The organism is Polyangiaceae bacterium (genome assembly GCA_015075635.1).
Lineage (GTDB): Bacteria > Myxococcota_A > Polyangia > Polyangiales > Polyangiaceae > JADJKB01.
In genome coordinates this window covers 210,028-235,324 of sequence record JABTUA010000002.1, presented here as the reverse complement: position 1 = coordinate 235,324, position 25,297 = coordinate 210,028, and the positions used below count along the sequence as shown (strand labels likewise).

General features: G+C 70.0%; 22 protein-coding genes and 2 pseudogenes. 16 read left to right on the top strand and 8 right to left on the bottom strand.

Going from position 1 to position 25,297, the window contains the following annotated elements; genetic code table 11:
• Nucleotides 1–81 precede the first annotated feature (81 nt).
• The 3 genes and pseudogenes from HS104_17350 (at nucleotide 82) to HS104_17340 (ending at nucleotide 2,449) form a co-directional block, all read left to right on the top strand.
• Entirely contained in the window at nucleotides 82–1,266 is a 1,185-nt protein-coding gene (locus HS104_17350) for a hypothetical protein (protein MBE7481731.1), read from the top strand.
• A gap of 27 nt (nucleotides 1,267–1,293) precedes the next feature.
• Complete coding sequence (locus tag HS104_17345) at nucleotides 1,294–1,446, top strand: hypothetical protein (GenBank protein ID MBE7481730.1); 153 nt, start codon at nucleotides 1,294–1,296, stop codon at nucleotides 1,444–1,446.
• Nucleotides 1,447–1,534: 88 nt separating this feature from the next.
• A pseudogene (locus HS104_17340) lies at nucleotides 1,535–2,449 on the top strand (serine/threonine protein kinase).
• Nucleotides 2,450–3,727: 1,278 nt separating this feature from the next.
• Here the strand turns inward: HS104_17340 and HS104_17335 are convergent.
• On the bottom strand, nucleotides 3,728–4,564 hold the full coding sequence (locus HS104_17335; GenBank protein MBE7481729.1) for an SDR family oxidoreductase: 837 nt from the start codon (nucleotides 4,562–4,564) through the stop codon (nucleotides 3,728–3,730).
• 44 nt (nucleotides 4,565–4,608) lie between these two features.
• Here HS104_17335 and HS104_17330 point away from each other — a divergent pair, with 44 nt between their 5' ends.
• A complete protein-coding gene (locus HS104_17330) occupies nucleotides 4,609–5,070 on the top strand; it encodes a septal ring lytic transglycosylase RlpA family protein (protein MBE7481728.1) in 462 nt (153 codons plus the stop codon).
• 11 nt (nucleotides 5,071–5,081) lie between these two features.
• Nucleotides 5,082–6,599, top strand: a pseudogene (locus HS104_17325) (oligopeptide transporter, OPT family).
• A gap of 1,044 nt (nucleotides 6,600–7,643) precedes the next feature.
• On the opposite strand, the gene HS104_17320 reads toward HS104_17325, so the two are convergent.
• From HS104_17320 to HS104_17310, 3 genes are all read right to left on the bottom strand, one after another.
• Nucleotides 7,644–8,561: a hypothetical protein gene (locus HS104_17320; GenBank protein ID MBE7481727.1), complete on the bottom strand. Its 918-nt coding sequence runs from the start codon at nucleotides 8,559–8,561 to the stop codon at nucleotides 7,644–7,646.
• 124 nt (nucleotides 8,562–8,685) lie between these two features.
• Nucleotides 8,686–8,937, bottom strand: a complete 252-nt coding sequence (locus HS104_17315) for a DUF465 domain-containing protein (protein MBE7481726.1) — start codon at nucleotides 8,935–8,937, stop codon at nucleotides 8,686–8,688.
• 32 nt (nucleotides 8,938–8,969) lie between these two features.
• Nucleotides 8,970–11,021, bottom strand: a complete 2,052-nt coding sequence (locus HS104_17310; GenBank protein ID MBE7481725.1) for an elongation factor G — start codon at nucleotides 11,019–11,021, stop codon at nucleotides 8,970–8,972.
• A gap of 227 nt (nucleotides 11,022–11,248) precedes the next feature.
• Between HS104_17310 and HS104_17305 the strand changes: the two genes are divergently transcribed.
• A complete protein-coding gene (locus tag HS104_17305) occupies nucleotides 11,249–13,270 on the top strand; it encodes a hypothetical protein (GenBank protein ID MBE7481724.1) in 2,022 nt (673 codons plus the stop codon).
• A gap of 48 nt (nucleotides 13,271–13,318) precedes the next feature.
• Nucleotides 13,319–14,479: a hypothetical protein gene (locus HS104_17300; GenBank protein MBE7481723.1), complete on the top strand. Its 1,161-nt coding sequence runs from the start codon at nucleotides 13,319–13,321 to the stop codon at nucleotides 14,477–14,479.
• A 3-nt stretch (nucleotides 14,480–14,482) separates the two neighbouring features.
• Here HS104_17300 and HS104_17295 read toward each other — a convergent pair whose 3' ends face one another.
• Nucleotides 14,483–15,553 (bottom strand): phosphotransferase, encoded by a 1,071-nt coding sequence (locus HS104_17295; GenBank protein MBE7481722.1) that lies wholly within the window; start codon nucleotides 15,551–15,553, stop codon nucleotides 14,483–14,485.
• Between the two features lie 50 nt (nucleotides 15,554–15,603).
• Here HS104_17295 and HS104_17290 point away from each other — a divergent pair, with 50 nt between their 5' ends.
• A complete protein-coding gene (locus tag HS104_17290; protein MBE7481721.1) occupies nucleotides 15,604–16,245 on the top strand; it encodes a class I SAM-dependent methyltransferase in 642 nt (213 codons plus the stop codon).
• A 107-nt stretch (nucleotides 16,246–16,352) separates the two neighbouring features.
• Nucleotides 16,353–16,898 (top strand): YceI family protein, encoded by a 546-nt coding sequence (locus HS104_17285; GenBank protein ID MBE7481720.1) that lies wholly within the window; start codon nucleotides 16,353–16,355, stop codon nucleotides 16,896–16,898.
• A 15-nt stretch (nucleotides 16,899–16,913) separates the two neighbouring features.
• Here HS104_17285 and HS104_17280 read toward each other — a convergent pair whose 3' ends face one another.
• Complete coding sequence (locus tag HS104_17280; GenBank protein ID MBE7481719.1) at nucleotides 16,914–17,432, bottom strand: hypothetical protein; 519 nt, start codon at nucleotides 17,430–17,432, stop codon at nucleotides 16,914–16,916.
• A gap of 47 nt (nucleotides 17,433–17,479) precedes the next feature.
• Nucleotides 17,480–18,079: a hypothetical protein gene (locus tag HS104_17275; GenBank protein ID MBE7481718.1), complete on the bottom strand. Its 600-nt coding sequence runs from the start codon at nucleotides 18,077–18,079 to the stop codon at nucleotides 17,480–17,482.
• Nucleotides 18,080–18,183: 104 nt separating this feature from the next.
• Between HS104_17275 and HS104_17270 the strand changes: the two genes are divergently transcribed.
• From HS104_17270 to HS104_17245, 6 genes are all read left to right on the top strand, one after another.
• Entirely contained in the window at nucleotides 18,184–19,059 is an 876-nt protein-coding gene (locus HS104_17270; protein MBE7481717.1) for a flap endonuclease, read from the top strand.
• A gap of 25 nt (nucleotides 19,060–19,084) precedes the next feature.
• On the top strand, nucleotides 19,085–19,909 hold the full coding sequence (locus tag HS104_17265; GenBank protein MBE7481716.1) for a hypothetical protein: 825 nt from the start codon (nucleotides 19,085–19,087) through the stop codon (nucleotides 19,907–19,909).
• 16 nt (nucleotides 19,910–19,925) lie between these two features.
• The gene (locus tag HS104_17260; GenBank protein ID MBE7481715.1) at nucleotides 19,926–21,065 is read left to right on the top strand and encodes a PrsW family intramembrane metalloprotease; all 1,140 of its coding nucleotides are present in this window, start codon (nucleotides 19,926–19,928) and stop codon (nucleotides 21,063–21,065) included.
• Nucleotides 21,066–21,181: 116 nt separating this feature from the next.
• Entirely contained in the window at nucleotides 21,182–21,910 is a 729-nt protein-coding gene (locus tag HS104_17255; protein ID MBE7481714.1) for a hypothetical protein, read from the top strand.
• A gap of 26 nt (nucleotides 21,911–21,936) precedes the next feature.
• On the top strand, nucleotides 21,937–22,581 hold the full coding sequence (locus HS104_17250) for a hypothetical protein (GenBank protein ID MBE7481713.1): 645 nt from the start codon (nucleotides 21,937–21,939) through the stop codon (nucleotides 22,579–22,581).
• Nucleotides 22,578–23,009 carry a GFA family protein gene (locus HS104_17245; GenBank protein ID MBE7481712.1) on the top strand — a complete coding sequence of 144 codons (432 nt, stop codon included), beginning with the start codon at nucleotides 22,578–22,580 and terminating at the stop codon, nucleotides 23,007–23,009. The genes HS104_17250 and HS104_17245 overlap by 4 nt, the downstream gene beginning before the upstream one ends.
• Here the strand turns inward: HS104_17245 and HS104_17240 are convergent.
• Nucleotides 22,999–23,841 (bottom strand): SDR family NAD(P)-dependent oxidoreductase, encoded by an 843-nt coding sequence (locus tag HS104_17240; protein ID MBE7481711.1) that lies wholly within the window; start codon nucleotides 23,839–23,841, stop codon nucleotides 22,999–23,001. The genes HS104_17245 and HS104_17240 overlap by 11 nt on opposite strands.
• Before the next feature lie 93 nt (nucleotides 23,842–23,934).
• Between HS104_17240 and HS104_17235 the strand changes: the two genes are divergently transcribed.
• A complete protein-coding gene (locus tag HS104_17235) occupies nucleotides 23,935–25,185 on the top strand; it encodes a DUF4349 domain-containing protein (GenBank protein ID MBE7481710.1) in 1,251 nt (416 codons plus the stop codon).
• The last annotated feature ends 112 nt before the right edge of the window (nucleotides 25,186–25,297 follow it).

The following is a 25,297-nucleotide window of genomic DNA, read 5'->3' as shown; positions in this document are numbered from 1 at the left end:
TGCCTGAGCTGCGGCGAATCGGCCGACAGTAACGGCGATGGTGGAACCGGAGGCGCGCCGCCGAGCTGCTTCGACCTGGTGTTGACGCCCGAGATCCTGCCCGACCCAGAAAATTGGCTCTGGGGAGCGGACGCACTTCCCAGCTCGTTGTTTGCTTCAAGCGCCGGGCTCCACGTGGTGTGGGTCGCTGATCGCTTCTACCCGAACGGAAAACAAGGCTCCTCTCTGGAAGGGACCAGCCCGATTCCGATCGTCACGACCATCGCCTTGGACGGGGTAGTGTCCCACCAAGCTCGGCCCCTCCTCCCGGAAGGCATCACGTATCCTGACGGGCGCATCGACTCAGTCGCGGGGCGGTCCGACGGAACATTCGCAATCGGATACGAGTGGCGAGAAGCTGGCGTCTGGCACAACGAGGTGGCGTTGCTCCGCTTGGACGAGACCGAGCCCTATGCGCGCGTCGTGCTGCCCGCGGCCAGCGCGGCTGACGATTTGGGCCCGCAGACGCACGCCGCATGGGATGGCGAAGCGTTCGCGATGCACGCCTACGGCATCCCGCCGCAGTTCAGCCTGTTCGTGGCGAGGGTCAGCGCCGAAGGAGAGTTGCTGCTCCCGTTCACGCGCTACGGGGAGACCGTCAACGTCGGCTACGGCCCGCTGGGGCACAAGACGGCCACCAGCGCGGAGAGCGGGCGGAGCTATGTCCTCGATGGTGGGTACTCGGTCTTGCTGAGCGGGCACCTCCGCGATGGTGACCGGCTGCCCGGAACCGAGGGCGGCGCGAAGGTGGTCGATATCGAAGACGTCTTCGTGGGTGGCACGACTCCCGTGGCGGTTGCGGCGGACCCGACGGGCGCGTGGCTTTCGGCCAAAGCGGGAGGTGCTGAGCTGGCCATCCCCGTTCAGCGCACGAACCTGGACGGCGCTCCGCAAGGTCCACCGCTCTTGCTGGACCCATTCGTTGGCGGCGGGATCGTGAGTATGGCGATGCTCCCGCTGTCAGATTCGTTGGTCTTGTTGCTGGGGTCGGGGACCAACATTCATCGACAAGATCTCGCGGGCGGCAAGCTGAGCAAGCCCGTGGCGCTTCTCGACGGGACCAAGTGGGGGGACATCGACATCCGCCAGATGTCCGCCGTCCAGTGGAACGGCGAGACCTGGCTCACTTATCACCAGGCCTCGTACGCGAGCCACGTCCGTCTGCTGAAGGCCACGCCAGGATGCGTGTACGTCGCCGAGCCGCCCGGCTTGCCCGACGGGACCTGACTGCACGCCTTTCGAGCGGACGCCGGCGTGGGCGCGCTCTGCGCGCGCTCCACCATCAACGCGAGCGGCGTCTCGGACAAGGCCACGCTCGGCCCGCTCTTGAGCGAGGCGCTGGAGATCGAGCGACGCGCGTGCGAGGCCGAGCGCACCATCCTCGCCGCGGTCGAAGCCAAGCTCTGAGTAGACTTTCGCTGTCTTGGCGGCCGCGAGCCGATGGGGAGATTTCTCCAGGGCCCGCTGGTCCATAAGGCGCTATGCTCCCGGCCAAATGGCCGGCGCTCCAGGTGATCCGTTCGGGTGGGTAGGCGCCACCGCGGACGGCAAGTACCTGATCGAGGAGTGCGTCGGCGAAGGGGGCTTCGGCGTGGTCTACCGCGCCAACCACCTGGGCTTCGGCGAGAAGGTCGCCTTCAAGTGCCTGCGCGTGCCCGACGACTTCAAGGGCGAGGACAAGGACCGCTTCTTCGAGAGCTTCCTGGCCGAGGGCAAGCTTCAGCATCGCCTGTCTCGCATGACCGCCGGCATCGTCCAGGCCCTGGACGTCGGAGCGACCACCTCGCCGAACGGCCAGTGGACGCCGTATCTGGTGCTCGAGTGGCTCCAGGGGCGCACGCTCGAGAGGGACATGGACGAGCGGCACCAGCTGGGGATGCGCGGCCGCCCGCTGCACGAGGCGCTGGCGCTGCTGGACCCCGTCGCGCGAGCGCTCGATCTGGCCCACGAGCAAGGGGTGGCCCACCGCGACGTGAAGCCGGCCAACCTGTTCCTGGCCGAGATCGGCGGGCGGCAGACGATCAAGGTGCTGGATTTCGGCATCGCCAAGGTCATCACCGAGACCGCGAGCGTGAGCCGGGCCTTCGAGGTCACGGGGCGCACGCTGCAGGCGTTCACCGCGCACTACGGCGCACCCGAGCAGTTCGCGCGGCGCTTTGGCGCGACTGGACCCTGGACCGACGTGTTCGCGCTGGCATTGGTCTTGATCGAGCTCGTGAGCGGCAAGCGTGCCCTCGAGGGCGAAGACGCGGCCGAGCTCTTCGTTTCCTCGGCAGATTCCGCGCACCGTCCCACGCTGCGTGCGCGCGGCGTGGAGGTGAGCGAGCCGGTCGAAGAGGTGTTCAAGGTCGCGCTCTCCGTGGACCCGCGCGAACGCTTCCGCACCATGGGGGAGTTCTGGGACGCGTTGTGCGAAGCGGCCTCCTGGGTGCCAAGGGCACCGATGTCGTCGGTTCACACGGCGGTGCTGCCCGCCGACACCTTCATGCCCTCCCCGGGCACCGGCTCGGACGTGGACGCGCTGGTGCCCTCGGTGCCGCGCCCGGACACACCGACCACCGTGGACCCGGCGGCGCCTCCAGCGAAGGTGCCGGAGGCCTCGACGCAGCTCTCGTCGAGCACCCAGGTGCCGATGGAGGCCAAGCCCGCGAGCGTGACGCGCGCGCCGGTCAAGAGCGGCGGAGTCGTGCTCAAGGTGGCCGCCGGCAGCCTCGCGCTCGGCGCCGTCGTGGGCGGTGTGGCTTATCTCTCGGCTCGACGCGCCGGGCCGGCGCCGGCGGCTTTGGTCCAGCCCGCGGTGTCGAGCGCGCCGGTCGCGTCCGCCGCGCCGGCTCCGCCGCCGCCGGGTCCGCTACCGCCGGCGTCCGCCAGCGCGCGGGTCGATGCGCCGCGGGCGGCGCCGTTCGCCAAGTCAGTCCCGGCCGGAACGGTGCCGGGCACCAACGTGTGGGTCGAGGAGTTCCGCGCGCAGTCGTTGCCCGGCGACACGGCGCGGGGCGTGCTCGAAGCCCAGACCCAATGCGCCGACGCGGGCCTGTCGCTGTGCACCGAGCAGCAGTGGGCTCGCGCCTGCGCCGAGAACGCCGAGATCGGGCGCGAGCCCTCCTGGACCTTGACCGCGCAGACCCACGGGTTCGTCGTCCGCGGCGGCGGCGCGTGCAGCATCCGCGCCGTGGCCGGCGGCACGAGCCACGCACCGGACCGGCACGGCCTCTGCTGCGAGCGCTCGGTCGCGGTCGAGACGAACAACCCGAACAAGAACTTCGTGGCCGCGACCTCGCGACAGCTGGAGAAGATCGAGGCCGCGCTGAACTCGCGCCGGAGCAGCGTCTTCATGGGCCTGGTCAGCGACGGCGCGGCGATCGACGGCGAGCCGCGGACGCTGGCGGAGATCGGCAAGCTCTTGGACGAGTCCTACCAGCAGCACCCCGACCAGTGGACCATCATCGACACCTGCAGCGTGAGCATGAAGGCGACGGCGCGCCCCGCGCGCAAGCCGACCAGGACGAAGCGGAAACCCCGACCGCCGGAGAGCTCGTCGTGGAGCGCCGAGTGCGAGGTGCTCCGGCACCGCGGCGGGGAGATCAGCGTGGTGACCACGAGCTACGTGATCGCGGGCAGCGGGCGCCTCCAGAGCATCGACGACATCCGCGTGAGCCGCGGCTGGTCGAAGCCCTGAGCCCGCCGGTCAGCGACGGCGCATCCGCTCCTGGCGCCGCCGACCGATGCGCGTCAGCACGGGCTCGACCAGGGAGCCGAGCTCCGGCCAGGCGCCGACCAGCTTGGCCATCACCCGTTGTCCCGAGCGCGGTGCTGGGAGGACGAGCTCGAGGGGTTTCTTCCCGAGCGCGCGCTCGATGATCGCCGTCGAGACCTCCTCCGGCGCGAGCGCCCGGGCGCCGCTGAAGGTGATGGCGGCCTCGTCGCGGGGCAGCTGCACGTCCAGCATCGGCGTCGCCACCGGGCCCGGACACACGACCGTCACCTGGACGCCGTGCTCGCGGACCTCCTGCGCCACCGCCACGGAGAAGCCACGCACGGCGTGCTTCGACGCACAGTACGCGGCCAGGCCGGGTACCGGCACGATGCCGGCGATGCTGGCCACGTTGATCACGTGGCCGTGCCCCTGGCGGAGCATGCGGCGCACGGCGGCGTTGGTGCCGAAGATGACGCCCTTGACGTTGACGTCGATGGTCAAGCCGACGTCGGCGACGGACGTCTCGTGGGACCAGCGCGCCACCAGGTATCCCGCGACGTTCATCAGCACGTCGATCTGACCGAAGCGCGCCTCGGCGCGATCGAGCACGCGCTCCCAGGCCTCGGCCTCGCGGACGTCGAGCGCCAAGATTTCCACGCGCTCGGGGTCCGGCCAGTGGGTGGCTCCCCAGCGTCGCATCGCCTCGTCGTTGACGTCCGTCGCGACGATGCGGTGACCCAGCCGGTAGAGATCCGTCGCGAGCTGCCTGCCGATCCCGCTCGCGCACCCCGTGAGCACGATCGCCAGCGATTCCTTCGGAGCCGTCATGACCGGCGACGATAGCGGAAGCCGGGGTGATATCGTCGCGCCCGATGGCTCTCCGCTGGGTTCTTCTGGGGATCCTCCTCGCCGCCTGCGCTCGTGAGGCGGCGCCCGTCGCGCCCGGAGCGCAGCCGACGGCTCTTGCCCCAGAGCCGGCCGCGCCTGCCCAAGAGCCGGGGAGCGCGGAGCCGGAGGTCCGAGAAGTACTCGAAGGCGAGGCGACCTACTACTCGGACAAGCTGGCCGGGCGGAAGACCGCCAGCGGGGAGCGCTACGACCCCGGCGCGCTGACCGCCGCGCATCGCACGTTGCCCTTCGGGACCGTGGTGAGGGTGGTCCGCCAAGGCACCCAGCGCTCGGTAGTCGTGCGGATCACGGATCGCGGACCGTTCGGCAAGCCGAGCCGGATCATCGACCTGTCCAAGGCTGCGGCGCGGGAGCTCGACATGCTGCGGGCCGGCGTCGTCCCGGTCCGCGTCGAGGTGCTGTCGTCGGCCCCGTCGCCGCGGTAGCTTGCGCGGCCATGAGCGAGGGAGGCACGCACGAGCCCTACATTCCCGCACGATCCACGCTGCGGGAGCTGACCCCGCTGCCGCTCGTCGCCGGCACCTTGCTGGGCATGGTGTTCGGCGCCTCGTCCCTCTACCTGGTGCTGAAGGTCGGGCTCACCGTCAGCGCGTCGATCCCCGTCGCGGTCATCTCCATCACGCTGTTCCGCCTGCTCTCGAAGCTCGGCGTGAAGAACGCCACCATCCTCGAGAACAACGTGGTGCAGACCGCGGGCTCCGCCGGCGAGTCCATCGCCTTCGGCGTCGGCGTGACCATGCCCGCCATCATGATCCTGGGCTTCGACCTGGAGATCACGCGGGTCATGCTGGTGGCGGTGCTGGGCGGCCTGCTCGGGATCTTGATGATGATCCCGCTCCGGCGCGCGCTCATCGTCGATCAACACGGCTCGCTGAAGTACCCCGAAGGCACGGCGTGCGCCGAGGTCTTGAAGGCAGGTGCCAGCGACGAGTCGCGCGCCGCTGCCCACTCGGCCGGCGCCCCACCGGACGAGACCGAGGCCGGCGGTGGCAAGACCATCTTCGCCGGCTTCGGCATCGGGCTCGCCTACAAGGCGGTGATGGTGGCGCTCCGGGGCTGGAAGGACGTGCCCGAGAAGGTGTTCACCTCCACGCTCAAGGGCGGCAGCGTGTCCACCGAGATCTCGCCCGAGCTCCTGGGTGTCGGCTACATCATCGGCCCGCGCATCGCCGCGATCATGTGCGCCGGCGGCGTGCTCGCGTACCTGGTGCTGATCCCCGCCATCAAGTTCTTCGGCGACGCGGCGACCGTGGCGATCCCGCCCGGGACCATCCCGATCCGCGAGATGAACCACAACCAGATCCGCGGCGCCTACGTGCTCTACATCGGCGCGGGCGCGGTGGCGGCCGGCGGCATCATCAGCCTGGCGCGCTCGCTGCCCACGATCTGGCACGGGATCCGCGGCGGATTGCGCGACTTGCGCGGCGGGTCCAAGACGGGCGAGGGCGCGCGTCCACGCACCGATCAGGACCTCTCGCTCAAGTGGGTCTTGATCGGCGTCCTGGTGCTGATCACCGCCATCACTCTGGCGCCGGCGCTGCACATGAACGTGCTCGGCGCGGTGCTGATCGTCGTGCTCGGGTTCCTGTTCGTCACGGTGAGCTCGCGGCTCACGGGCGAGATCGGCTCGTCGTCGAACCCGATCTCGGGCATGACCGTGGCCACGCTGCTGCTGACCTGCGGCGTGTTCCTGCTCCTGGGCTGGACGGCGCCGCCGTATTACGTGACCGCGCTCAGCGTCGGCGCCATCGTCTGCATCGCGGCGTCGAACGGCGGGACGACCTCGCAGGATCTGAAGACGGGGTTTCTGGTCGGCGCGACGCCGAAGTACCAGCAGTACGCGATCTTGGTCGGCGCGCTGGCGTCGGCGCTGGTGCTGGGGCCCATCCTGCTCAGGCTGAATGCTGCCGCAACGGTCTACGTGCCGCAGGCGACCTTCGAGAAGGTCGCACCGGTCGCCGTCGCCGACGACGTGGTCAGGGGCCTGCCGCCCTGGCAAGGCACGCTGCCGGAGGCCGGCAAGAGCTACCGGCGGCTTCAGCAGGCGGACGAGAAGGCGACGCCCGAGCCAGGCGCCGTGCAAGTTCCCGGGCTCGCTCCCGGCAGCTACGTCGTCGACGAGAGCACGAAGCAGGTCACGCACAAGCTCGAGGAGACCTTCAGCGGCGGGCTCGCCACCAGCGTGGCGGGACTCGACACCAAGGAGGCGCTGGCAGGACCCCAAGCCAAGACCGACCCGGCGACGTATCGCGTCTGGCAGAAGACCGACAGCGAAGGCGGACCGCCCGGCAAGTACCTGGTGGACGACGCCGGTCGTGCCGTCTACCTGGTGGATCCGGGCATCAACGGCACGCACAGCGTGCGACCGGACGGCACCAAGGTCGCCAAGTTCGACGCGCCCAAGGCGACGCTGATGTCCTACATCATCAAGGGCATCCTGAACCGCGAGCTGCCCTGGGGGCTGGTGCTGCTCGGGGTCATGATCTCGGTCGTGCTGGAGCTCTCCGGCATCCCCTCGCTGGCCTTCGCCGTCGGCGTATACCTGCCGATCTCGTCCTCCACGCCCATCCTGGCCGGAGGGCTCGTGCGCTGGCTCGCGGACAAGCAGATCCAGAAGCGCCTGGCCGGCAAGAACCTGACCGAGGAGCAGCTGGTCGCCGAGACGGACAAGAGCCCTGGCGTGCTGCTCTCCAGCGGCTACATCGCCGGCGGTGCCATCGCCGGCATCGTGATCGCGTTCGTGGCCGGCGTGATGGGCGACGTGCAGACCAAGATCGACGACTGGGCCAAGCACAACAACCCGCTGTTCGAAGGCCCGAGCTCCGACGCCCTGAGCATGATCCCGTTCATCGCCATTGCGGCCTTGCTCTACTCGGTGGCCGTGAGGAACGGCAACGCGAAGAAGAGCGCGAAGGCCTGAGGGACCGGCGTCGTGGCGTTCGTGGCGGCGTGGCGTTCGTGGCGCAAACTCTCCCACCCGCGCTGGGCGAAACTCGGCTCAGGGCCCGACGATCTTGCCGCCGACTGCCTCTTTCTTCCCGGTCACCGTCGTGCCCTGGAAGGTGATCTGCGCCCCTGCGCCCACGACCTTCGCGGCCGTCTTCTTGGCGTTGACGCTGCCGCCCTTCATGGTGACCTGGGCGTTGCCCATCGCCGAAATGCCGTCGGGCGCGGTGATGTTCACGTTCACGAGCTCGAGCTTGCAGCTGCCCATGGCCGAGATGGCCTCGCCGCTGGCGATGGTGGCGGTCACTCCCTCGAGCTTCACGTTGTCATTGCCCGAGCAGCTGAACTTGCTCTTGCCGTCCCAGGTCGCTGCCTTGCCGGGGCCGGAGGGCGCGTTGCCGCCGGAGGCCTCGCGGAAGATGTACCAGGCGAGGCCGAGCAGGCCGATGATCACGATACCGACGATGACGCAGCCGATGCCGTACCAGATGATCTCGGTCTTGACCTTGTCCTTGACCTGATTCTTGAGGCCTTCGGTGTCGATGCCGCCGTCGGTGCTGGCCTTGATCTTGAAACCGCCGACGTTGACCTTGGCTTCGTACTCGTAGTTCCGCGGGTCGAGGCGGTCTTGCGCCTGCTGCGCGAAGGCGTTCTTCATCGCGGTCATGGGATCGGGGGGCATGGGCCCACCCATCCCCGGCGCCGCGGCGTACGGGTTCTGGACGTTCACGCTGAGCTGAAGGCCAGAGATCTGGATCCCCGGCGCCTGGGCCGATGCCGCGGCGACGATGTCGTTCAGGAAGTACGGCAGGCTGCCGGCGATGGTGGGAATGGCCACCTGGCTGGAGGCCAGCTTCTGCCCGATCACCTGCGTGATGGCGGAGAGCAGCGCCGCCTGCACCTGCGGCAGCATCGCGTTCGGGTCCCCCGGCCCGGCGAAGGTGAAGCTGCCCTGTGCCGTACCGCTCACCGATTGACCCGAAGTCGGGTCACGGAAAGGACCGATGTTGCCGCCTAGTTGTCCCGGATACACGTGCGCCTGTTCTCCCGCCGGGGAGACTACACGATCCGGTTCGGACCACTAGCCCGCAATTTCAGAGCTTGCCGGCGTGCGCGCGCAGGAGCCCGTAGATCTCGTCCTTCAAGTACACGCGCCGCTTCTTGAGCTCCTCGAAGCTGAAGTCGGACATCGGCACGTCCGCTTCCTCGGCCTTCACGACCTCGAAGTTCGTCCGGGAGTAGCTGTCGAACAACGCCTGGAACTTCGCGTCGCGGTGGCGAAGCTCGGCGATGAGCTCGACGTAATCGGGGAAATCGGACTCCAGCTCGTGTGTTTCGACGTGCATCTTCGTTTCTCCTCCGTGACGCCGACCGAAGCTCAGTGGCCCTCGGCTCGGCGCTTCTGGTACTCGCTCATCAGACGTTGCTGGACGGGCTCCGGCACCTGCTCGTAGTGGCTGAGCGCGACCGAGTAGCTGCCGTCGCCGCCGGTCATGGACTTGAGGCTACCCTCGAAGTCCGCCATCTCTGCCATCGGCGCGACCCCGCTCAGCTCCACGTGGCCGTGCGGGAGCGACTGGTTCCCGGTGATGCGGCCGCGGCGGTGCGAGAAGTCGGCGCTCACGTCACCGACCAGCTCGGCGCGGGCGCGCACCTGCACCTCGAGCAGCGGCTCAAGCACGACCGGCTTCGCCTGCGCCACTGCCTCCAGCATGGCGTAGCGGCCCGCGGTGATGAACGCGACCTCTTTCGAGTCCACGGCGTGGGTCTTTCCGTCGAACAGCGTCACGCGCACGTCCGAGATCGGGAAGCCGGCGACCGCACCTTCGGCCATGGCCTGACGCACGCCCTTCTCGACTGCCGGGATGAACTGGCCGGGGATGACGCCGCCCTTGATCTCGTCCACGAACTCGAAGCCGGCCCCGCGCTCCAGGGGCTCGATGCGGATGGCGACCTCGCCGAACTGCCCGGCGCCACCGGTCTGCTTCTTGTGCCGGTAGCGGGCCTCGGCGCGCCCGACGATGGTCTCCCGGTACGGCACCGTGGGCAGTCGCGTGGTGACCTGGACGTTGTAGCGCGACCTGAGCTGCTCGACGACCGTGCGCAGGTGCAGCTCGCCGAGCCCGCGGATGATGGTCTCGTTCGACTCCGGGTTGTGCTCGACCTTGAGCGACGGATCTTCGTCCAGCAGGCGGTGCAGCGAGTCCGACAGCTTCTGCTCGTCGCCGTGACGCTCCGGAAGCAAGGCCAAGCCGAACACCGGCTCCGGGAACGGCGGCGGTGTCAGGTGGTAGTTGTCCTCGTCGTGGCAGTCGTGGAGGACGGCGTCGCGGAAGATGGCGTCGACGCGGGCCACCGCGCAGATGTCGCCGGGGATCGCCTGCTCGAGGTCCACCTGCTCCTTGCCCTGGAGGCGCAGGAGGTGTCCCACCTTGAACGGCTTGCGGATGCTGCCGATGTAGAGCTGACTGTTGGCGGTGATCGTGCCCTGGTAGACGCGGAAGATCGAGAGCTTGCCCCGGAACGGGTCGTTGATGACCTCGAAGACGTGGGCGACCACGTGCTTCGCCGGATCCGGGACGATCTCCACGGGTTGGACGTCCGCGCCTTCGCCCTTGAAGAACTTGGGCGGATTCCCCTCAGTCGGGTCGGGCATGAGCCGAGCGAGCACGTTGAGCAGCTCGGTTGCCCCGGCGCCGCTCTGCGCCGAGACGAAGCAGACCGGAATGAGCGCGCCCTGCCTGAGCGCAGCTTCGAAAGCGTCGTGGAGCTGCTCCGGCTTCAGGGACTCGCCCTGGCCCAGGTACGCCTCCATCAGCGCGTCGTCGAGCGCGACCACCTGGTCCACGATGGCCTCGTGGGCGGCCGCGACGTTCGAGAACGCCGTCTTCGCGTCGAGCTCCGGTGAGAAGAAGCAATCGACGACGCGCTGCCCGTCGGGTGACGGCAGGTTGAGCGGGAGACAGACCTTACCGAAGGTGTCGGTCAGCTCCGTCATCAGCTCACCGAGCGCACCCGGGGCGGCGTCGATCTTGTTGACGATCAGCATGCGGCACAGCCCCTCGGCGGCGCGCATGGCTCGGCGCGTCACCGCGCTGACGCCCGTCTCCGCATTGACGACCACCGCGGCGGTCTCCACCGCCTCGAGCGCCTCGAACGCGCGACCCAGGAAGTCCGGCGTGCCCGGAGTGTCCAGGAGCTTCACGAAGTGGTCGGCCCAGTCGAGGTTGGCGAGACTCACGTTCAGCGAGTGCCCCATAGACTTCTCCAGGGGGTCGAAGTCGCTCACGGTGTCGCCTCGGGACACGGCGCCCATCGCCTTGATGGCCTTGGCTTCGAAGAGCAGGCGTTCGACCAACGTGGTTTTGCCGCTGCTGGCCTGGCCGAGCAGAGCGATGTTGCGGATTACACGAGGGGAAGACGGATTCATCGGCACTCACTCCCGGGCTACGACAGGGGCGCCAGAAGCACATCTCGTGCGCGACCCCCCGTGCCGCGCGGGGACAGCGAAATTCCCGCGTCGGCAGCCGTGCAAACGGCTCGCGACCAGCAAAATGCTGCGAAGCATTTGCGTCAAGGGACAGCCAGCCCGCACCCAGGTCGCACTCCGTGCGCCGGCTATCTGGCCGGGCGGAATCATCGTATACGCGGCGCGCTATGCGCGCGTTCACCGTTTCGGTCCTGCCGCTCGTCTTGGCCGCTGCCTGTGCGCCCCGCGACACCCCCCGGCCGCCTCCCGCGCCCCTGCCGGCTCCCGCCCCGCTCGCCGCGGCCCCGCCGGCACCCAGGACCTACGACGCGTTCGAGCGCGACACGTTCAACCAGCTCGCGGTTCGCATGAACCTCCCGGTGTACTGGGTCGCAGACTCGAACGGCAACAAGGCCGTCGATCCGAGCGAGCTCCGGGGCCTGCTCTTCTACCCGACCTCACCCGCGTGGGTGCGCGACGGCAAGCTCACGCCCGAGCTCGAGCTCGCCTACTCGGGCATGCTCGCCATGCTGCACCCGCCGACTGTCGAGCTCGAACCGGCCGAAGCCGCGCGCCGCGCGCTCGTCGTGGAGGAGCTCGACCAAGGGCGCCCCACGCTGATCGACACCGACCTGTCGAAGCTGTCGGCCGGCGACCGCGCCGCGGCGCGGTCCATCGTCGCGGCGGCGCTGGAGGTGGAGCGGCTGTTCGCGACGCAGACCGGCATGGCGGCGCTTCGCGCCAAGGTCCCCTCGGATCACGCGCCCAGCCAGAGCCTGTTCCGGCGCAACTGGGGCCCGAAGTGCGAAGCGCCGAAGACCGAGAAGAACCCGGCGTGCAGCGCCATCCCGGGAGCACCCAAGCGCAAGGTGGACGTCTACCCGGCGAGCCTGCAAGACGATCCGAAGTTCTGCGAGGCGCTCGAGAAGCGCAAGGACGCGAAGGAGCTCCTCGCTCCGTTCGTGGTCGTGCGCGAGCAGGACGGGCACATCGTGCCCGTGAAGTACTCGGACGCCTACGCGCAGGGCATGCAGATGGTCGCCGGGCACCTGGACGCCGCCGCGGCGGCCCTGGGCGCCGACGAGCGGGCGTTCGCGGACTACCTGCGCGCGGCGGCGAAGGCCTTCCGCGACAACGACTGGGAGGCGGCGGACGAGGCCTGGTCGAAGATGGGCAGCCAGGGCTCGAAGTTCTACCTGCGCATCGGGCCCGACGAGACGTATTGGGAGCCCTGCAGCCAGAAGGCGGGCTTCCACGTCAGCTTCGCGCTGATCAACAAGGCCTCGCTCGGCTGGCAGGAGAAGCTCACGCCGCACCAGCAGGAGATGGAAGCCTCGCTCGCCAAGCTCATCACCTGGCCCTACCGCGAGCGAAAGGTCAGCTTCAAGCTCCCCGACTTCATCGACATCGTGCTCAACGCGGGTGACAGCCGTCAGGCCTTCGGCGCCACCATCGGTCAGTCGTTGCCCAACTGGGGCAAGGTCGCCAACGAGAGCCGCGGTCGAACCGTGGCGATGAGCAACCTCTACACCGACCCCGACTCGCTGAGGATCCGGCGCGAGATGGCCCAGTCGCTGCTCGTCAACGAGGCTGCGCTGCTCCTGCGTGACGACGCCACGCCGGGCCTGCTCGCGACGATCTTGCACGAGGCGACGCACAACCTGGGGCCGTCCCACGAGTACAGGTTCCAGGGCAAGACCGACACGCAGGCGTTCGGTGGCGGACTGGCCTCCATGCTCGAGGAGCTCAAGGCCCAGAGCGGCGCGCTCTACTTCTTGGATCTGGTGACCAAGCAGGGCGTGATCAGCGAGAAGCTGCGCCGGCAGTCGTACCTGGACAGCGTGGTCTGGGCGTTCGGCCACATCGCGCAAGGCATGTGGAGCGAGGACGGGACGCGCAAGCCCTACAGCCAGCTCGCGGCCATCCAGCTCGGCATTCTGATGGAGGAGGGGGCCGTGGAGTGGGACGCCACCGCGCTCGCCGCGAACGGCAAGGACACCGGCGCCTTCCGGCTGAAATTCGAGAAGTTCCACGCCGCCGCCGAGAAGATGATGCGGCAAGTGGCGCAGATAAAAGCGCGAAACGACAAGAAGGGCGCCGAGTCGCTCGCCAAGAAGCACGTGGACGGCGGGAAGATCCCTCAGGCGATCTTGGCCGAGCGGGTACAGCGCTCTCCCAAGAACAGCTTCGTGTACGCGGTTAAGCTCTGAGCCCCGAGGCTTGACGCGCCACGCGGGCGCGGACATGGCACGGTCGCGATGCGCTTCCTCCATCCGTGTGAGAACGGCGGCGATGCTCGCGAACGCGAGGCGTTCCTCTCGCACCTGGACTCCGTCCTCGACGAGCTGCGGTCGGCGAGCACCCGAGCGGACGCGGAGCGAGTCCGAACCCTGCTCGGGCGCATCCACCCGGCCCTCGACGCGGAGGTCCTGGACGACCACGGGTCGGGGCGTCTGGTGGTGATCACGCCGCACGAGGAGCGCCGCCTCAGACCGCTCGCCAGTCTGGTCGTGGAGCGAGCGGGCAGCCTGGACGGCGTCCGCTTCACGACTCACCGGCCCGCCCGGAGCTTCGCGGAGATGCTCGAGACGGTCCGGCGCGAGCTCGGGTTCGAGCTCGCCGACGCCCGGGCGCGCGCCGGGTTCGCCCGCGGTCACCTGCTCGAGCTCGTGCTCTACGGCGCGGGGTTCGGCGGCAACAACGACGACAGAGCGGGCCTGGCGGCGGAGCGTGCTGCCGAGGTGCTGCTCGGCGAGCGCGTGCTCGACGACTGGGTGGGGCGCATCGACGCGGAACCGCTGCCGCGGGGCGGACCGTTGCGAGTGGTGCAGCGCGACGCTGCGGCGAACTTTCCCCTCTCGGAGCTGCCGCAGACGGTGGCGCTCGCGGTCGAGAACCTCGCTCAGGAGCTCCCCGACGTCACGCGGTTCGGCACCCCGCGCGAGGGCTGGGTGCTGTTCGAGGCCGAGCCCGAGGCCGCGGCCGAGTATGCCGCGCAGGACGACGTGGCGCTGGCGAGCAGCGCCCTGCCGGAGATGCTGAAGTGTTTCTTGGAGGGGTCTTCGTTCGCTTCGAAGCGTTTCGTGCGCGGCGGGGCGCGCATCGCCTACCTGAAGATCGACGCCAAGGGAGCGTCGTTCGAGCGGCGCGTCGCCGACCGGGCCAAGCTCGAGGACGAGCTCACCCTCGCGCTGTCCCCGCGCCGGCTCGGCGCCGTCGTCGGTAACGGGCTCGGGTTGCGCTACGCCTACGTGGACCTGGCGCTCGCGCCCGAGCCCGAGGCGCTCGCGTTGGCCCGCGAGGTGGCTCGCTCCGCCGGCGTCGGCCGCCGCAGCTGGATACTATTCTGCGACACCGACCTCACGGACGAGTGGGTCGGGGTCTGGCCCGACTCGCCACCGCCGCCAGGCCTTCGCTGAGGTTCAGAGCACGCGTCGGAGCAAGGCGTGCAGACGGTCGAGCGTGGGATCTCCTGCCAGGCGTTCCAGCGCGCCGAACACCTTCTCGATCGTGGGCTCGACGAAGGCGAGGAAGCTGGGGTTCTGGCGCACGCGATCGATGAAGACGAAGCGCCCCGCGTCCTTCAGCTTGCGCTGCACGGTGACGGTGTCGAACTCCCGGCCGACGGCCGCGCGACCGGCCTGGTCGAGCTCGTGGTGCACGGCGTATTCGTCGAGGCGCGCCTCGACGAAGGCGCGGTCGAAGCTCTGGTAGCTGTCGTTCAAGAGCGCGACCAGATCGTAGACACGGGGCCCGAGCAGGGCGTCCTGAAAGTCGATCCAGACCAGCTCCGGCTCCGCACCTGGCCGTTCGTGAACCATCAGGTTCCGGCTCTGGTAGTCGCGGTGGACGAAGCCCTTGGGCCAGCCCGCGATGGTCTTGGCGAGGGCGTCGGCAGCCTCCGCGAAGGTGGCCTGGTCCTCGGCGGAAAGCGCGATCCCCCGGGCCTCGAGCGCCCATTCGCGGAAGTGGTCGACCTCCCAGCGGAGCAGGTCTTCGTCGAACGCCCGCGAGGCAATGACCGAGCCGGGCGGCAGCGGGTGCAGGCGCCGCTGGGCACGCGCCAGATCGGCGACGGCGGTCTGGTACAGGCGCTCGCGCGACTCCGGGTGCTTCTCGAGGTAGCGCGCGAGGGTGTCGTCCCCCAGATCCTCGACGAGCACGAAGCCGGCCTCGCAGGCCTCACCCAGCACGGCGGGGACGCGGACGTCTCGACTGGCCAAGAGCTCCCGCACCTCCAGGAACGGCCAGCGCCGTTCGGCGTCGTCGGCCTTGGCGACCTCGTCCGAGCGCCTCGCGTCTGGGACGTACATCGCGACAGCGGAGCCTCCTCTGCCCAGGTCGACGCGGAAGAAGCGGCGAGTGGACGCGCCGCCCTCCATGGCTTCCAGGCAGAGCGGCTCCTCGCGCCCCGTCAACGTCCGCACCAGGCGTTCGAGAGCGTCGAGAGACGGCGCCGGATCGCGGGCGGCCGCTGGGGGGAGGGTGGGCATGCGTTTCGAGGGTGTAGCAAATGTCCAGGGTGCGGTACACGTTGGGCGCGATGGCGCTCGGGCGACTCGGAGCGGGCTGGCATCCGCGCCTCGAGCGCTGCCTCGGGACTGTGGGCTATCAATGCGACCCCAGCGCGCTGCCGGCGCTCGCCGAGCTCCTGGACCGAGTCGTGGAGTGGAACGACAAGGTCGACCTCACGGCGGCGCGCGATCCAGACGAGCTGGTGGATCTGTTCGTCGCCGACGCTGCCGTGGTGGCACGCCTGCACCCGCCGGCGGACGAGACCTGGGTGGACGTCGGCAGCGGCGCGGGAGCGCCCGGAGTTCCCCTCGCGCTGTTCACACACGCGGTCTTCACGCTGGTCGAGCCCAAGGCCAAGCGAGTGGCGTTTCTCCGCACGGTGGTCGGCGCGCTGGGCCTAGGGCGGGTCAGCGTGCGTCGCGATCGCTCCGAGGCCCTCGCTGGCTCGAGCTTCGACGTGGCCATCTCCCGGGCTACGCTCGAGCCCGCCGAGTGGCTCTCCGAGGGCGCGCGCGTCGCCCGCAGCGCCGTCTGGCTACTGGTCGCCCGCAGCGAGGCCCCAGCCCTCGCCGGCTGGCAGATCGACCGGGACGAAAGCTATGAGCTGCCCCTGACCGGCGCACCGCGTCGAGTGCTGCGGTACGTCCGGGTGGCGGCCCGGGGGAAATGACGGCGAACCCGTCCGTACCAACCAGGTAACGGCGGGCTGCCGACTGAGTTACACTACTGCTTGAATTGGGGACACTCCCCGCCCGTCCATCCCACACTGGAGCACCCATGCAGAGACTGGTTCGAAGCGCGCTGTCTGGACTCGCCGCCATCAGCGTCTCCCTCGCCGCTTCGGCGGCGCTCGAGGATGCGGGCGACGTCGAGGTACGCTTCCTGGCCGTTGGTCCCGCGGGCATGAAGATCAACGGCGAAGCCTCCGAGCTGAAAGCCAAGGAGAAGAACGGCAAGGTCACCCTCGAGGTGCCGGTCACGAACCTCAAGACGGGCATCGGGCTCCGCGACAAGCACCTCAAGAAGTACCTGGAGGTCGGCAAGTATCCCTCGGCGACCTTGGAGATCGACCGCAGCAAGCTCAAGTTTCCGGAGAACGACAAGACCGTGCGGGCCAGCGCGACCGGAAGCTTCACGCTGCACGGCGTGACCAAGCCGCTCAAGTTCCAGTACAAGGCGCTGCGGACGGGCAGCGACTATCACGTGCAGGCGCTCGCCACCGTGGACATTCGCGACCATGACGTGGAGGTGCCGTGCTACCTGGGCGTGTGCGTCGACCCCGAAGTGAAGCTCAAGGTGAAGCTCAAGCTGCGCGAGAAGTGAGCTCTCGCCCCGCGCTCAATCGCTGCTGGCGTCGCTAGAGCCGCCGTCGGTGCCTGCCGCGCCGCCCGTGGAGCCACCGGTTCCGCCCGTGGAGCCACCGGTTCCACCCGTGGAGCCCCCGGTTCCGCCCGTGGAGCCACCGGTTCCGCCCGTGGAGCCACCGGTTCCACCCGTGGAGCCACCGGTTCCACCCGTCCCGCCGGTGGAGCCGCCGGTACCGCCGCCACCGTCGCTGCCCGCGGTGCCGCCGCCGCCGTCGCTGCCCGCGGTGCCGCCGCCGCCGTCGCTACCCGCGGTGCCGCCGCCGCCGTCGCTGCCCGCAGTCCCACCGGTGGAGCCGCCGCTGCCGCCGGTGGAGCCGCCGCTGCCGCCGGTGGAGCCGCCGCTGCCGCCGGTGGAGCCGCCGCTGCCCGCCGCGCCCGCCGCGCCACCGGACGCGTCGATCTTGCTGCGATCCACGTCCGTGATGAGCGCACAGCCAATCAGCGCCGTCGCGGCGCCGGCAAGGAGGAAATAACGACGCAAGCCAGCCATGGGCAGGGTTCTATCACAGCCCGGCGAGCCCAGGGCGAGCGTGAAGCTCAGTCGCCGTCGCCGGCGTCGTCGCTGCCGTCGGCGGCGCCGTCGCTGCTCACGTCCTCGGGCGCGTCGCTGCCCGCGTCCGCGCCGCCCGACCCATCCTGGCTGACGTCGTCTGGAGCGTCTGCCCCGGCGTCGCTTCCGCCGGTTCCGCCGGTAGAGCCGCCGGTTCCGCCGGTAGAGCCGCCGGTTCCGCCGGTAGAGCCGCCGGTTCCGCCGGTAGAGCCGCCGGTTCCGCCGGTAGAGGCATCGGTCCCGCCGTCACTCCCCGCGACGCCTCCGGTTCCACCGCCATCGCTGCCGGCCACGCCGCCGCTGCCGGAGCTGCCGCCGCTGCCGGAGCTGCCGCCGCTGCCGGAGCTGCCGCCGCTGCCGGAGCTGCCGCCGCTGCCGGAGCTGCCGCCGGTTCCGCCGGTTCCGCCGCTGCTCCCACCCGTGCCGCCCGCACCCCCGGAGCTGCCGCCGCTGCCGCCGCTGCCCGACGAACCGCCGGTCCCTTCTTCAATCTTGTCGCGATCGACGTCGGTGAGCAGAGTGCAGCTCGTCACGAGCAGCGCGCCCAGCAAGCCGAGATTCAGTGCGGTACGGCGGACGTTGGTCATGGTGATGGCCTCGTCTTCGAAGTGGCCGCGATGTTCCTCCGCCCCCGCCGAGGGCGCAAGGCTGATCGCCTGATCGGGGTTTCCGTACGTAAGATGGGCCGGCTGTGAAGGTTCACCTCATCGACGGCACTTACGAGCTGTTCCGGGCCTGGTTCGGCACGCCGAGCGCGCGTGATGCCGGCGGCCGCGAGGTCGGCGCCACACGCGGGTTCCTGTCCAGCATCCACGCCTTCCTGCGCGACGAACGCGTCACCCACGTCGCCTGCGCCTTCGACCACGTGATCGAGTCGTTCCGCAACGACCTCTTCGCGGGATACAAGACCGGCGACGGGATCGAGCCCGAGCTCTTGGCACAGTTCCCGCTGGTGGAGCGCGCAGCCGCTGCGCTGGGCATCGTGGTGTGGCCGATGACGGAGCTCGAGGCCGACGACGCGCTCGCGACCGGTGCGGTGCTGTACGGCGCCGACGCGCGCGTCGAGCAGGTCGTGCTCTGCTCGCCGGACAAGGATCTGGCGCAGTGTGTTGCGGGGACGCGCGTCGTGTGCTTCGACCGGGCGAGGCGTCGCCTGCTCGACGAGGACGGCGTGCGCGAGCGCTTCGGCGTGCCTCCGAGCGCAATCGCCGACTACCTCGCGCTGGTGGGCGACGCTGCGGACGGCATTCCGGGCGTTCCGCGCTGGGGCGCGCGTTCGGCTGCCGCGCTCCTCGCGCGGTATGGAAGCCTCGAGGCCATTCCGTTGGACTGCTCCCGGTGGGACGTGAAGGTGCGAGGAGCGGACGCGCTGGCGCGCGAGCTCCAGGCGCACGCGAGCGATGCGCGTCTGTACAAGCAGCTGGCCACGCTGCGTCGCGATGCCCCGCTCGACGAGCGCCTGGACGACCTCGCGTGGCTGGGCGCGGAACGAGCGGCGCTCGAGACGCTCTGCGCCGAGATCGGCGAGCGGTCGCTGCCGGCGCGCGTCGTCCGCTGGCGCGAATGACCCGATGCAGGTAGGCTCTCGTGCGATGAAAGCGCTCGCTCGGGTCGCCACCCTCGCCGTTCTCACCGTCCCCGCGGTGGCGTCCGCGCAGGCCTGGGGTCAGCCGACGCAGCCCCCGCAGCAGAGCTGGGGTGCGCCACCACCGAGCCAGCCGCCGAACAACGGCATGAACGCTGGGGGCCTCGCGCCGCCGAGCTCGAACCCCGGGGACCCCAACGCTGCGTACGCCGGGACGGAGCAAGAGCTGGCCAAGGCGGACAAGGAGGACTCGGGCCGAGGGCTGGAGTTCTTCTGGCTGAACGCGGAGGTGGGCGGCGAGCACCTCGGCCTACAAACCTTCAAGGCGAACAACCTCGTGGATGCAGGCACGGTCAAGACCAGCCAGACCGGTCTGCTGTACGGCGCGGGCCTGGGCGTGCGGCTGGTGTTCATCACGCTCGGCGCGCGCTTTCGGCTGGGGCAGTTCACCGAGTGGGACATCTGGACGCTGAACGCCGAGCTGGGCATCCACATCCCGCTCGGAGCCATCGAGCCCTACTTCACCTTCGGCGGGGGCTATGCGTCGATGGGCTCCTTCGACAGCGGCAACCTGGGCGGCAGCCTGCGCTCCGACGACGTGGACATCAAGGGCTACAACATCCGCGGCGGGTTCGGCCTGGACATCTACTTGTCGGACACGGTCTCGATCGGCGCCAACTTGACCGGCGAGATGCTCGTGCTCACCCGGCCCGGGGTCGACCCCTCGCGCTTGCAGGGGGGAACGCCCGATCAACAAGAGGTCTACAAGGCCGACGGCTCCAGCATCGGCGCGGGCGTCTCGCTGACCGGCGTCGCAGGGCTCCACTTCTAGGCGAGGCGGCGCGGGCGTGCCGCGGATCCTGCTCATCGTCTTGTGCGGCGCCGTGCCTCTGGCGCTCGCCTTCGGCATCTGGCGGCGCGTCAACCGCCTGAGTCACGTGCCGCGCCGGCTGACGGTGAGCGTCGTCGCCGCGGCCGTCGTCGCGGGGCTCGTCGCCGGCTGGCTGGAGCGCGCCGTGCTGGGGTTCGCCGAGCTGTCGTTCGACGCGGCGAAGGTCGGCACGCCCGGAGCTTTGCTCGCGACGTTCCTCCTGGCCGCACCCCTCGAGGAGGGGCTGAAGGTCCTGGTGATTTGGCCGCTGTTCGGCATGCGGGCCCTGCGCTCGCCGCGCTTGGGCTTGACCTACGCGGCCTGCGCCGGAGCCGGCTTCGCTGCCGGCGAGATCACCAGCATCGGTCTGGTCGAGCAGCCGTCGATGCTCCTGGCCGTGCGCCTCCTGGTCGGGATGACCGCGCACCCGTTCCTGGCCGGGCTCTGGGGCTACGCGCTCGGAACCCAACGCGCCACGCGCGGGCGCTGGTTCGTGCTCGCGTGGTTCGCCGCGGTGGCGCTCCACGGGCTCTACGATCACATCGTCTTCGGTCGCGGCCCAGGGGTGCTGGTGCTCGCGATCCCGATGTTCCTGATGATGACGCTCTTCGGCTGGCTCGCGCTGCGCGACGTCGCGCCAACCCCCGACTCGAAGAGCTCGCTACTGCTCTCGAGCATCCCCGAGCCGCCGTCCCTCGGATCCATGCGGCGTGCGCTGGTGCGGCCCGATCGCCCGCTGATGCTGCACTGGATCGCCATCGGCGCGCTGGTCACGTTGGGAGTCGTGCTCGTGGCGCTGGGCGGCGCCGTGTACGTCGGGCACGTGATCGGCATCGACTTCGCGCTCGCCGACGAGGCCGACGTTCGCTCCAGCGGTCCGCTGGTGCTGCTCGGCGCCGCGACGCTGTTCGGTTTCCCGCTCGCCGGCTACCTGGTAGCGCGGGCGAGCTCCGCCCACAGCGTGCTGGAGCCGGCCATGGGCGCCGGGGTGGCCATCGTCGCCGCCGTGCTGCTCGTGTCCCTCGCGGCGCCGGTGACCGCAGTCTTCGGGCTCGCGGTGGCCCCGCTCGCGTTCGCGCTCGCCTGCGGCGGTGCCTGGTTCGGTCTGGTGCGCTGAGGCACGCGCGGTCCGATCATTTGGCACACGCCGTCCTGGCACAACCCTTGGGGTCATTGATTTCCATGGCTTGCGGTGCGCCGCGAGCGGCACGGAACGTGCTGCTGGATCGGGCCATGTTGCCCAGAGCCGTCTCTGCCGCGCTCGTACTCGCCTGCGCGTCTCCCGCCCTCGCCCAGTCCTCGGCCGCGTTTCCGGATCTGCCGAAGCGGGCGGTTCCTGCGCCGAGCGCGGCGGCGCCCGAGCGCGCTGCATCGGAGCGGGAGACCCCGAGCCAGCTCGGGCTCCGCGAGCCGACCTTCGGGGCCCCCGCGCCCCAGCTCGGGACGAGCCCGGGGTTCGGGTCCAGCAGCGTTGCTTCCTCGCCGCCGGCCTTCGCGCCGAGCTTCGCGCCCGCAGGCCCGATGCACGACGTCGTCGGCGACGATGGTGCCGCCTCCGCCCCTTCTTCGACGCTGCTGGTGGTGGGAGGTCTCGTGCTTGGGTTGCCCTATGCCACGGGCGTCGGCATCGGCGCCTCCGAAGGCTTCGAGAACGGCAGCGGTTGGCTGGTCGCGCCAGTGGCGGGGCCGTGGCTCTCGCTCTCCGCACGACGTGATCCCTGCGCCGAGAGCCAGCAGAAGCAGGAGTTCGACAGCGACGTGGGCAAGTGCGTCGCGGAGCCGCTGGTCCGCGGCATGCTCGTGCTCGACGGCGTGCTCCAGGCCACCGGCGCGGTGCTCATGCTGATTGGCGCGACGTCGGGCGGGCCCGCCAAGCCGCGTCGCGAGCCGCCGCCGCTAGTGGCGGCGCCAGCTCCCATGGGCCGAAGCGGCTACGGGCTCGCCGTCGCCGGTGGCTTCTGAGCAGGCTTCGGCGCTAGCCTAGGCCCATGAAGCGCCTCGCGTTGGTCTTGGTTTCTCTCTCGCTCTTCGCCTGTGGCGAAGACTCCGACGACGCCGGCGCAGCGACCGGTGGAGCGGCCGGTGCCGGTACCGGCGCGTCGGGTGGGGCTGCCGGGAGTGGTGGCGCTGGCGGCGGGAGTGCCGGCGGCGGCGGGAACGCTGGCAGCGGTGGCGGACAGGCCGGCTCGGGTGGAGCGCCGAGCGGTGGTGGAGCGCCGAGCGGTGGTGGAGCGCCGAGCGGTGGTGGAGCGCCGAGCGGTGGTGGAGCGCCGAGCGGTGGTGGAGGCTCGAGCAGCGGGACGACGGTGGCGTGCGGCGCGCTCACCTGCAACGTGCCGCAGACCTACTGCTGCAACTTCTACAATCAGCCCGATCAGTGCATGTCCCCGGGAGCCAGCTGCGGCTACGGCGTGGACGTCTTCTGCGATGGACCCGAGGACTGTGCGGGTGGCACGGTCTGCTGCGGCGAGCTCTTCATCCAGGGCTCGAACAAGTCGTACCAGAGCTTCACCTGCCAGGCTTCCTGCACCGGCAGCAGCAAGCGCGTGATCTGCGGCGCGAGCGGCAGCTGCCCCGGCAACGGCCAGTGCGGCGCGAGCGAGATCCTGCCCGAGTACAAGGACTGCAAGTGAGCCAAGAGAAGGTCAGCGGCGGGTGTCTGTGTGGCGACGTCCGCTTCGAGCTCACGCTCCCGGTTCGCTTCTGCGCCCACTGCCACTGCTCCATGTGCCGGCGGGCCCACGGCGCGCCGCTGGTCACCTGGGTCGGCGTGCCGCAGGAGCAGCTCCGCTTCGTGAGCGGCGAAGAGCGCTTGGTCCGCTACGCCTCCTCCGCGGCCGGGCGCCGCAGCTTCTGCGGTCGCTGCGGCAGCACCCTGTTCTTCGAGGCAGAGCGCTGGCCCAACGAGGTCCACGTCGCCCGCGCCAACGTCGAGGGCGATGTCGGCGTTCCGGTGCAGGCCCACTGCTACTGGGACGACCGTGCGGACTGGCTGCCCGTCGGCGACCAGTTGCCAAGGCTGGGCGGGGCGAGCGGCGTGGAGCCGAAAGTCAACGACTGACCCGTTCGAGGATCCCCGGCAACATCTTGCGCCAGCGCCGGGCCACCAGATCCGAGGACCAGGACGGAAAAGCGCGCTTGGCCGCGTCGAGCAGGATGGCCTCGCGAGTGATCAGCACGCGGTGCGAGTTCTTCTCGATGCCTCGCACGATGGCCTCGGCGGCCTTTTCGGGCGGTAGCATGCGGCGAAACGAGCGCACGGCGCGGGCCCGCAGCGTCTCCGCCTCCGCTCCGCCGACGAAGCGCGCCGCCTGGACGATGTTGGTGGCGATGCCGCCGGGCTGCACACAGGTGACGCCGATGTTGGTGTCGCTGAGCTCTGCTCGCAAGCTCTCGCTCAAGCCGTAGACGGCGAACTTGCTGGCGCAGTAGGCCGAGTTGAGCGGCATGCCGATCAGGCCGAACACGCTGGAGACGTTGACGATGTGGGCCTCGTCGGCGCGGCGCAGGAGCGGGAGGAACAGCTTGCAGCCGTGCACCACGCCCCAGAGATTGATGCCGATGAGCCAGTGAAAGTCCTCGAGCGACTGGTCCTCGAAGGTCCCGGACACGGCGACCCCGGCGTTGTTGACCAAGACGTGCACGGCGCCGTGCGCCTTCTCGACGTCCGCCACCAGGCTCTCCATCCGCGCTCGGTCCGCCACGTCGCAGTCGTGCGTGGTGGCCCGCCTGCCCAAGCGCTCGACATCGGCGCGGGTCTCGGCGAGCCGGCGGTCGTCGATGTCCACCAGGGCGAGGTGTGCCCCCTTCTCCGCGAGCCGGACCGCGGTGGCCCGCCCGATCCCACTCGCGGCGCCGGTCACCACGGCGACGCGATCTCGAAGGCGCTTCATGCCCCGGTGCTACGGCGGATGTGGCGCCCCAGCAATGCCAGCGGACGGTACGCTGATTGCGCCCGCGTAGGGGCTCTGGAAGACTCCCGCCCGTTGGCCGCTGCGTTCAAGATCGGCTTCGCGCTCTGCCTGGCGGTCCTCTTGGGTACCGCGCAACCGGCCGTCGCCGAAGAGGCCCCGCGCCAGCCGACGCTGTCGCGCTCGAGCGTCATCGTGGTCGGCGTGGAGAGCGGCATCGAAGCCGGCCGCGGCATCGACGCCATGGTCCGGCCGCTGGGCGGGCGCCTGATGCGGGCGGGCGACCTGGATGCCTCCGTGGAGGTCCCCAGCGCACGCTATCGAGACTTCGTCGCGGAGCTCAGTCGCATGGCCGAGCTCCGGAGCGAGAAGGTCACCACGACCGACACGAGCGCGCTCCTGGCGGACGCGATGGCCGAGGTCCAAGCTGCGCGGGCGGCGCGCCAGCGCCGCGAGAAGCTCGCGGGTGTCGCCCGCGACGTGAACGAGAAGCTCACGGTGGAGCGCGTGCTCGAGGGCAGCTCGAGCCGCATCGTGTCGGCAGAGGCTCGAGTGCGCGAGCTGGAGAGCCGAGCGGCGGTGGTCTGGGTGGAGATCCGCTTCCAGACCGAAGGCAAGGAGTCCATCGAGCCGGCGACGTTGCCTTTCCCCTGGCTGGACGAGCTGGGGCCCGCCCGGCTCGCCAACCCGCCGGACCACGTGCCCTCGCGCTCGCTCGAGCTTCGGGCGCTCACCGACTTCGCGCTCTCGCTGAAGACGAGCTACGTCCACGACGCGGCGCCGCTCGACGGCACCCAGCTGGCGATGGCCCTGGCGTTCGACATGCGTGTGCTCGGCGAGGCCAACCCCGTGGGCTTGTTCGGCGGCATGAACGTCGCGCTCGGAGCGAGCCAGGGTTTCGTCTACGGCTTGCAGTTCATGGGCGGTGTCGGCATGCCCATCGGCCGGCGCTTCGCCTTCGGTGTCAGCAGCGGCCCCGGCATCGACGGCATCACGACCGTCGTTCCGTTCGGGTTGGTGTTCCCCGTCGAGCTCTGGCTGGGCTGGGATCTCTTCGAGTGGCTGAACGTGAGCGCGTGGGGGCACAACGCTTGGGTCGTCGGCTCCGACGACCGCCAGAGCGGGTCGGCCCATGCTCTGTTCGGCGACGAGCTCTCGGTAGGGCTCGCGCTGGTCCTCGCCGACCGGGACAGCTTCAGCTCCTACACGCAGCGGCGCCACGGCTGGCTGTTCGGGGCCGGCTACCGCGAGCTCCTGGGCACCGAGATGTTCGAGCTTCGCCTGGGATACGCGGGTATCGACGCGGATTTCTCGGGGAGCTACTAGGCCCCCTTGCCGCTCTCGACACTTTGCGTCAAAGTCCAGATCGACGCGGTGCGCCACGCGCTGCGGCCAAAGCCCGTTACCCGGTTTCGTTCGAGGGGGGAGGAGCAATGAC

Excerpts from the sequence above, each read along its gene's own strand:
- HS104_17335 (MBE7481729.1), bottom strand. The coding sequence starts at position 4,564 with ATGACGGCTCCGAAGGAATCGCTGGCGATCGTGCTCACGGGGTGCGCG.
- HS104_17330 (MBE7481728.1), top strand. The coding sequence starts at position 4,609 with ATGGCTCTCCGCTGGGTTCTTCTGGGGATCCTCCTCGCCGCCTGCGCT.
- HS104_17315 (MBE7481726.1), bottom strand. The coding sequence starts at position 8,937 with ATGCACGTCGAAACACACGAGCTGGAGTCCGATTTCCCCGATTACGTC.
- HS104_17310 (MBE7481725.1), bottom strand. The coding sequence starts at position 11,021 with ATGAATCCGTCTTCCCCTCGTGTAATCCGCAACATCGCTCTGCTCGGC.
- HS104_17305 (MBE7481724.1), top strand. The coding sequence starts at position 11,249 with ATGCGCGCGTTCACCGTTTCGGTCCTGCCGCTCGTCTTGGCCGCTGCC.
- HS104_17300 (MBE7481723.1), top strand. The coding sequence starts at position 13,319 with ATGCGCTTCCTCCATCCGTGTGAGAACGGCGGCGATGCTCGCGAACGC.
- HS104_17295 (MBE7481722.1), bottom strand. The coding sequence starts at position 15,553 with ATGCCCACCCTCCCCCCAGCGGCCGCCCGCGATCCGGCGCCGTCTCTC.
- HS104_17290 (MBE7481721.1), top strand. The coding sequence starts at position 15,604 with ATGGCGCTCGGGCGACTCGGAGCGGGCTGGCATCCGCGCCTCGAGCGC.
- HS104_17285 (MBE7481720.1), top strand. The coding sequence starts at position 16,353 with ATGCAGAGACTGGTTCGAAGCGCGCTGTCTGGACTCGCCGCCATCAGC.
- HS104_17280 (MBE7481719.1), bottom strand. The coding sequence starts at position 17,432 with ATGGCTGGCTTGCGTCGTTATTTCCTCCTTGCCGGCGCCGCGACGGCG.
- HS104_17275 (MBE7481718.1), bottom strand. The coding sequence starts at position 18,079 with ATGACCAACGTCCGCCGTACCGCACTGAATCTCGGCTTGCTGGGCGCG.
- HS104_17265 (MBE7481716.1), top strand. The coding sequence starts at position 19,085 with ATGAAAGCGCTCGCTCGGGTCGCCACCCTCGCCGTTCTCACCGTCCCC.
- HS104_17255 (MBE7481714.1), top strand. The coding sequence starts at position 21,182 with ATGTTGCCCAGAGCCGTCTCTGCCGCGCTCGTACTCGCCTGCGCGTCT.
- HS104_17250 (MBE7481713.1), top strand. The coding sequence starts at position 21,937 with ATGAAGCGCCTCGCGTTGGTCTTGGTTTCTCTCTCGCTCTTCGCCTGT.
- HS104_17240 (MBE7481711.1), bottom strand. The coding sequence starts at position 23,841 with ATGAAGCGCCTTCGAGATCGCGTCGCCGTGGTGACCGGCGCCGCGAGT.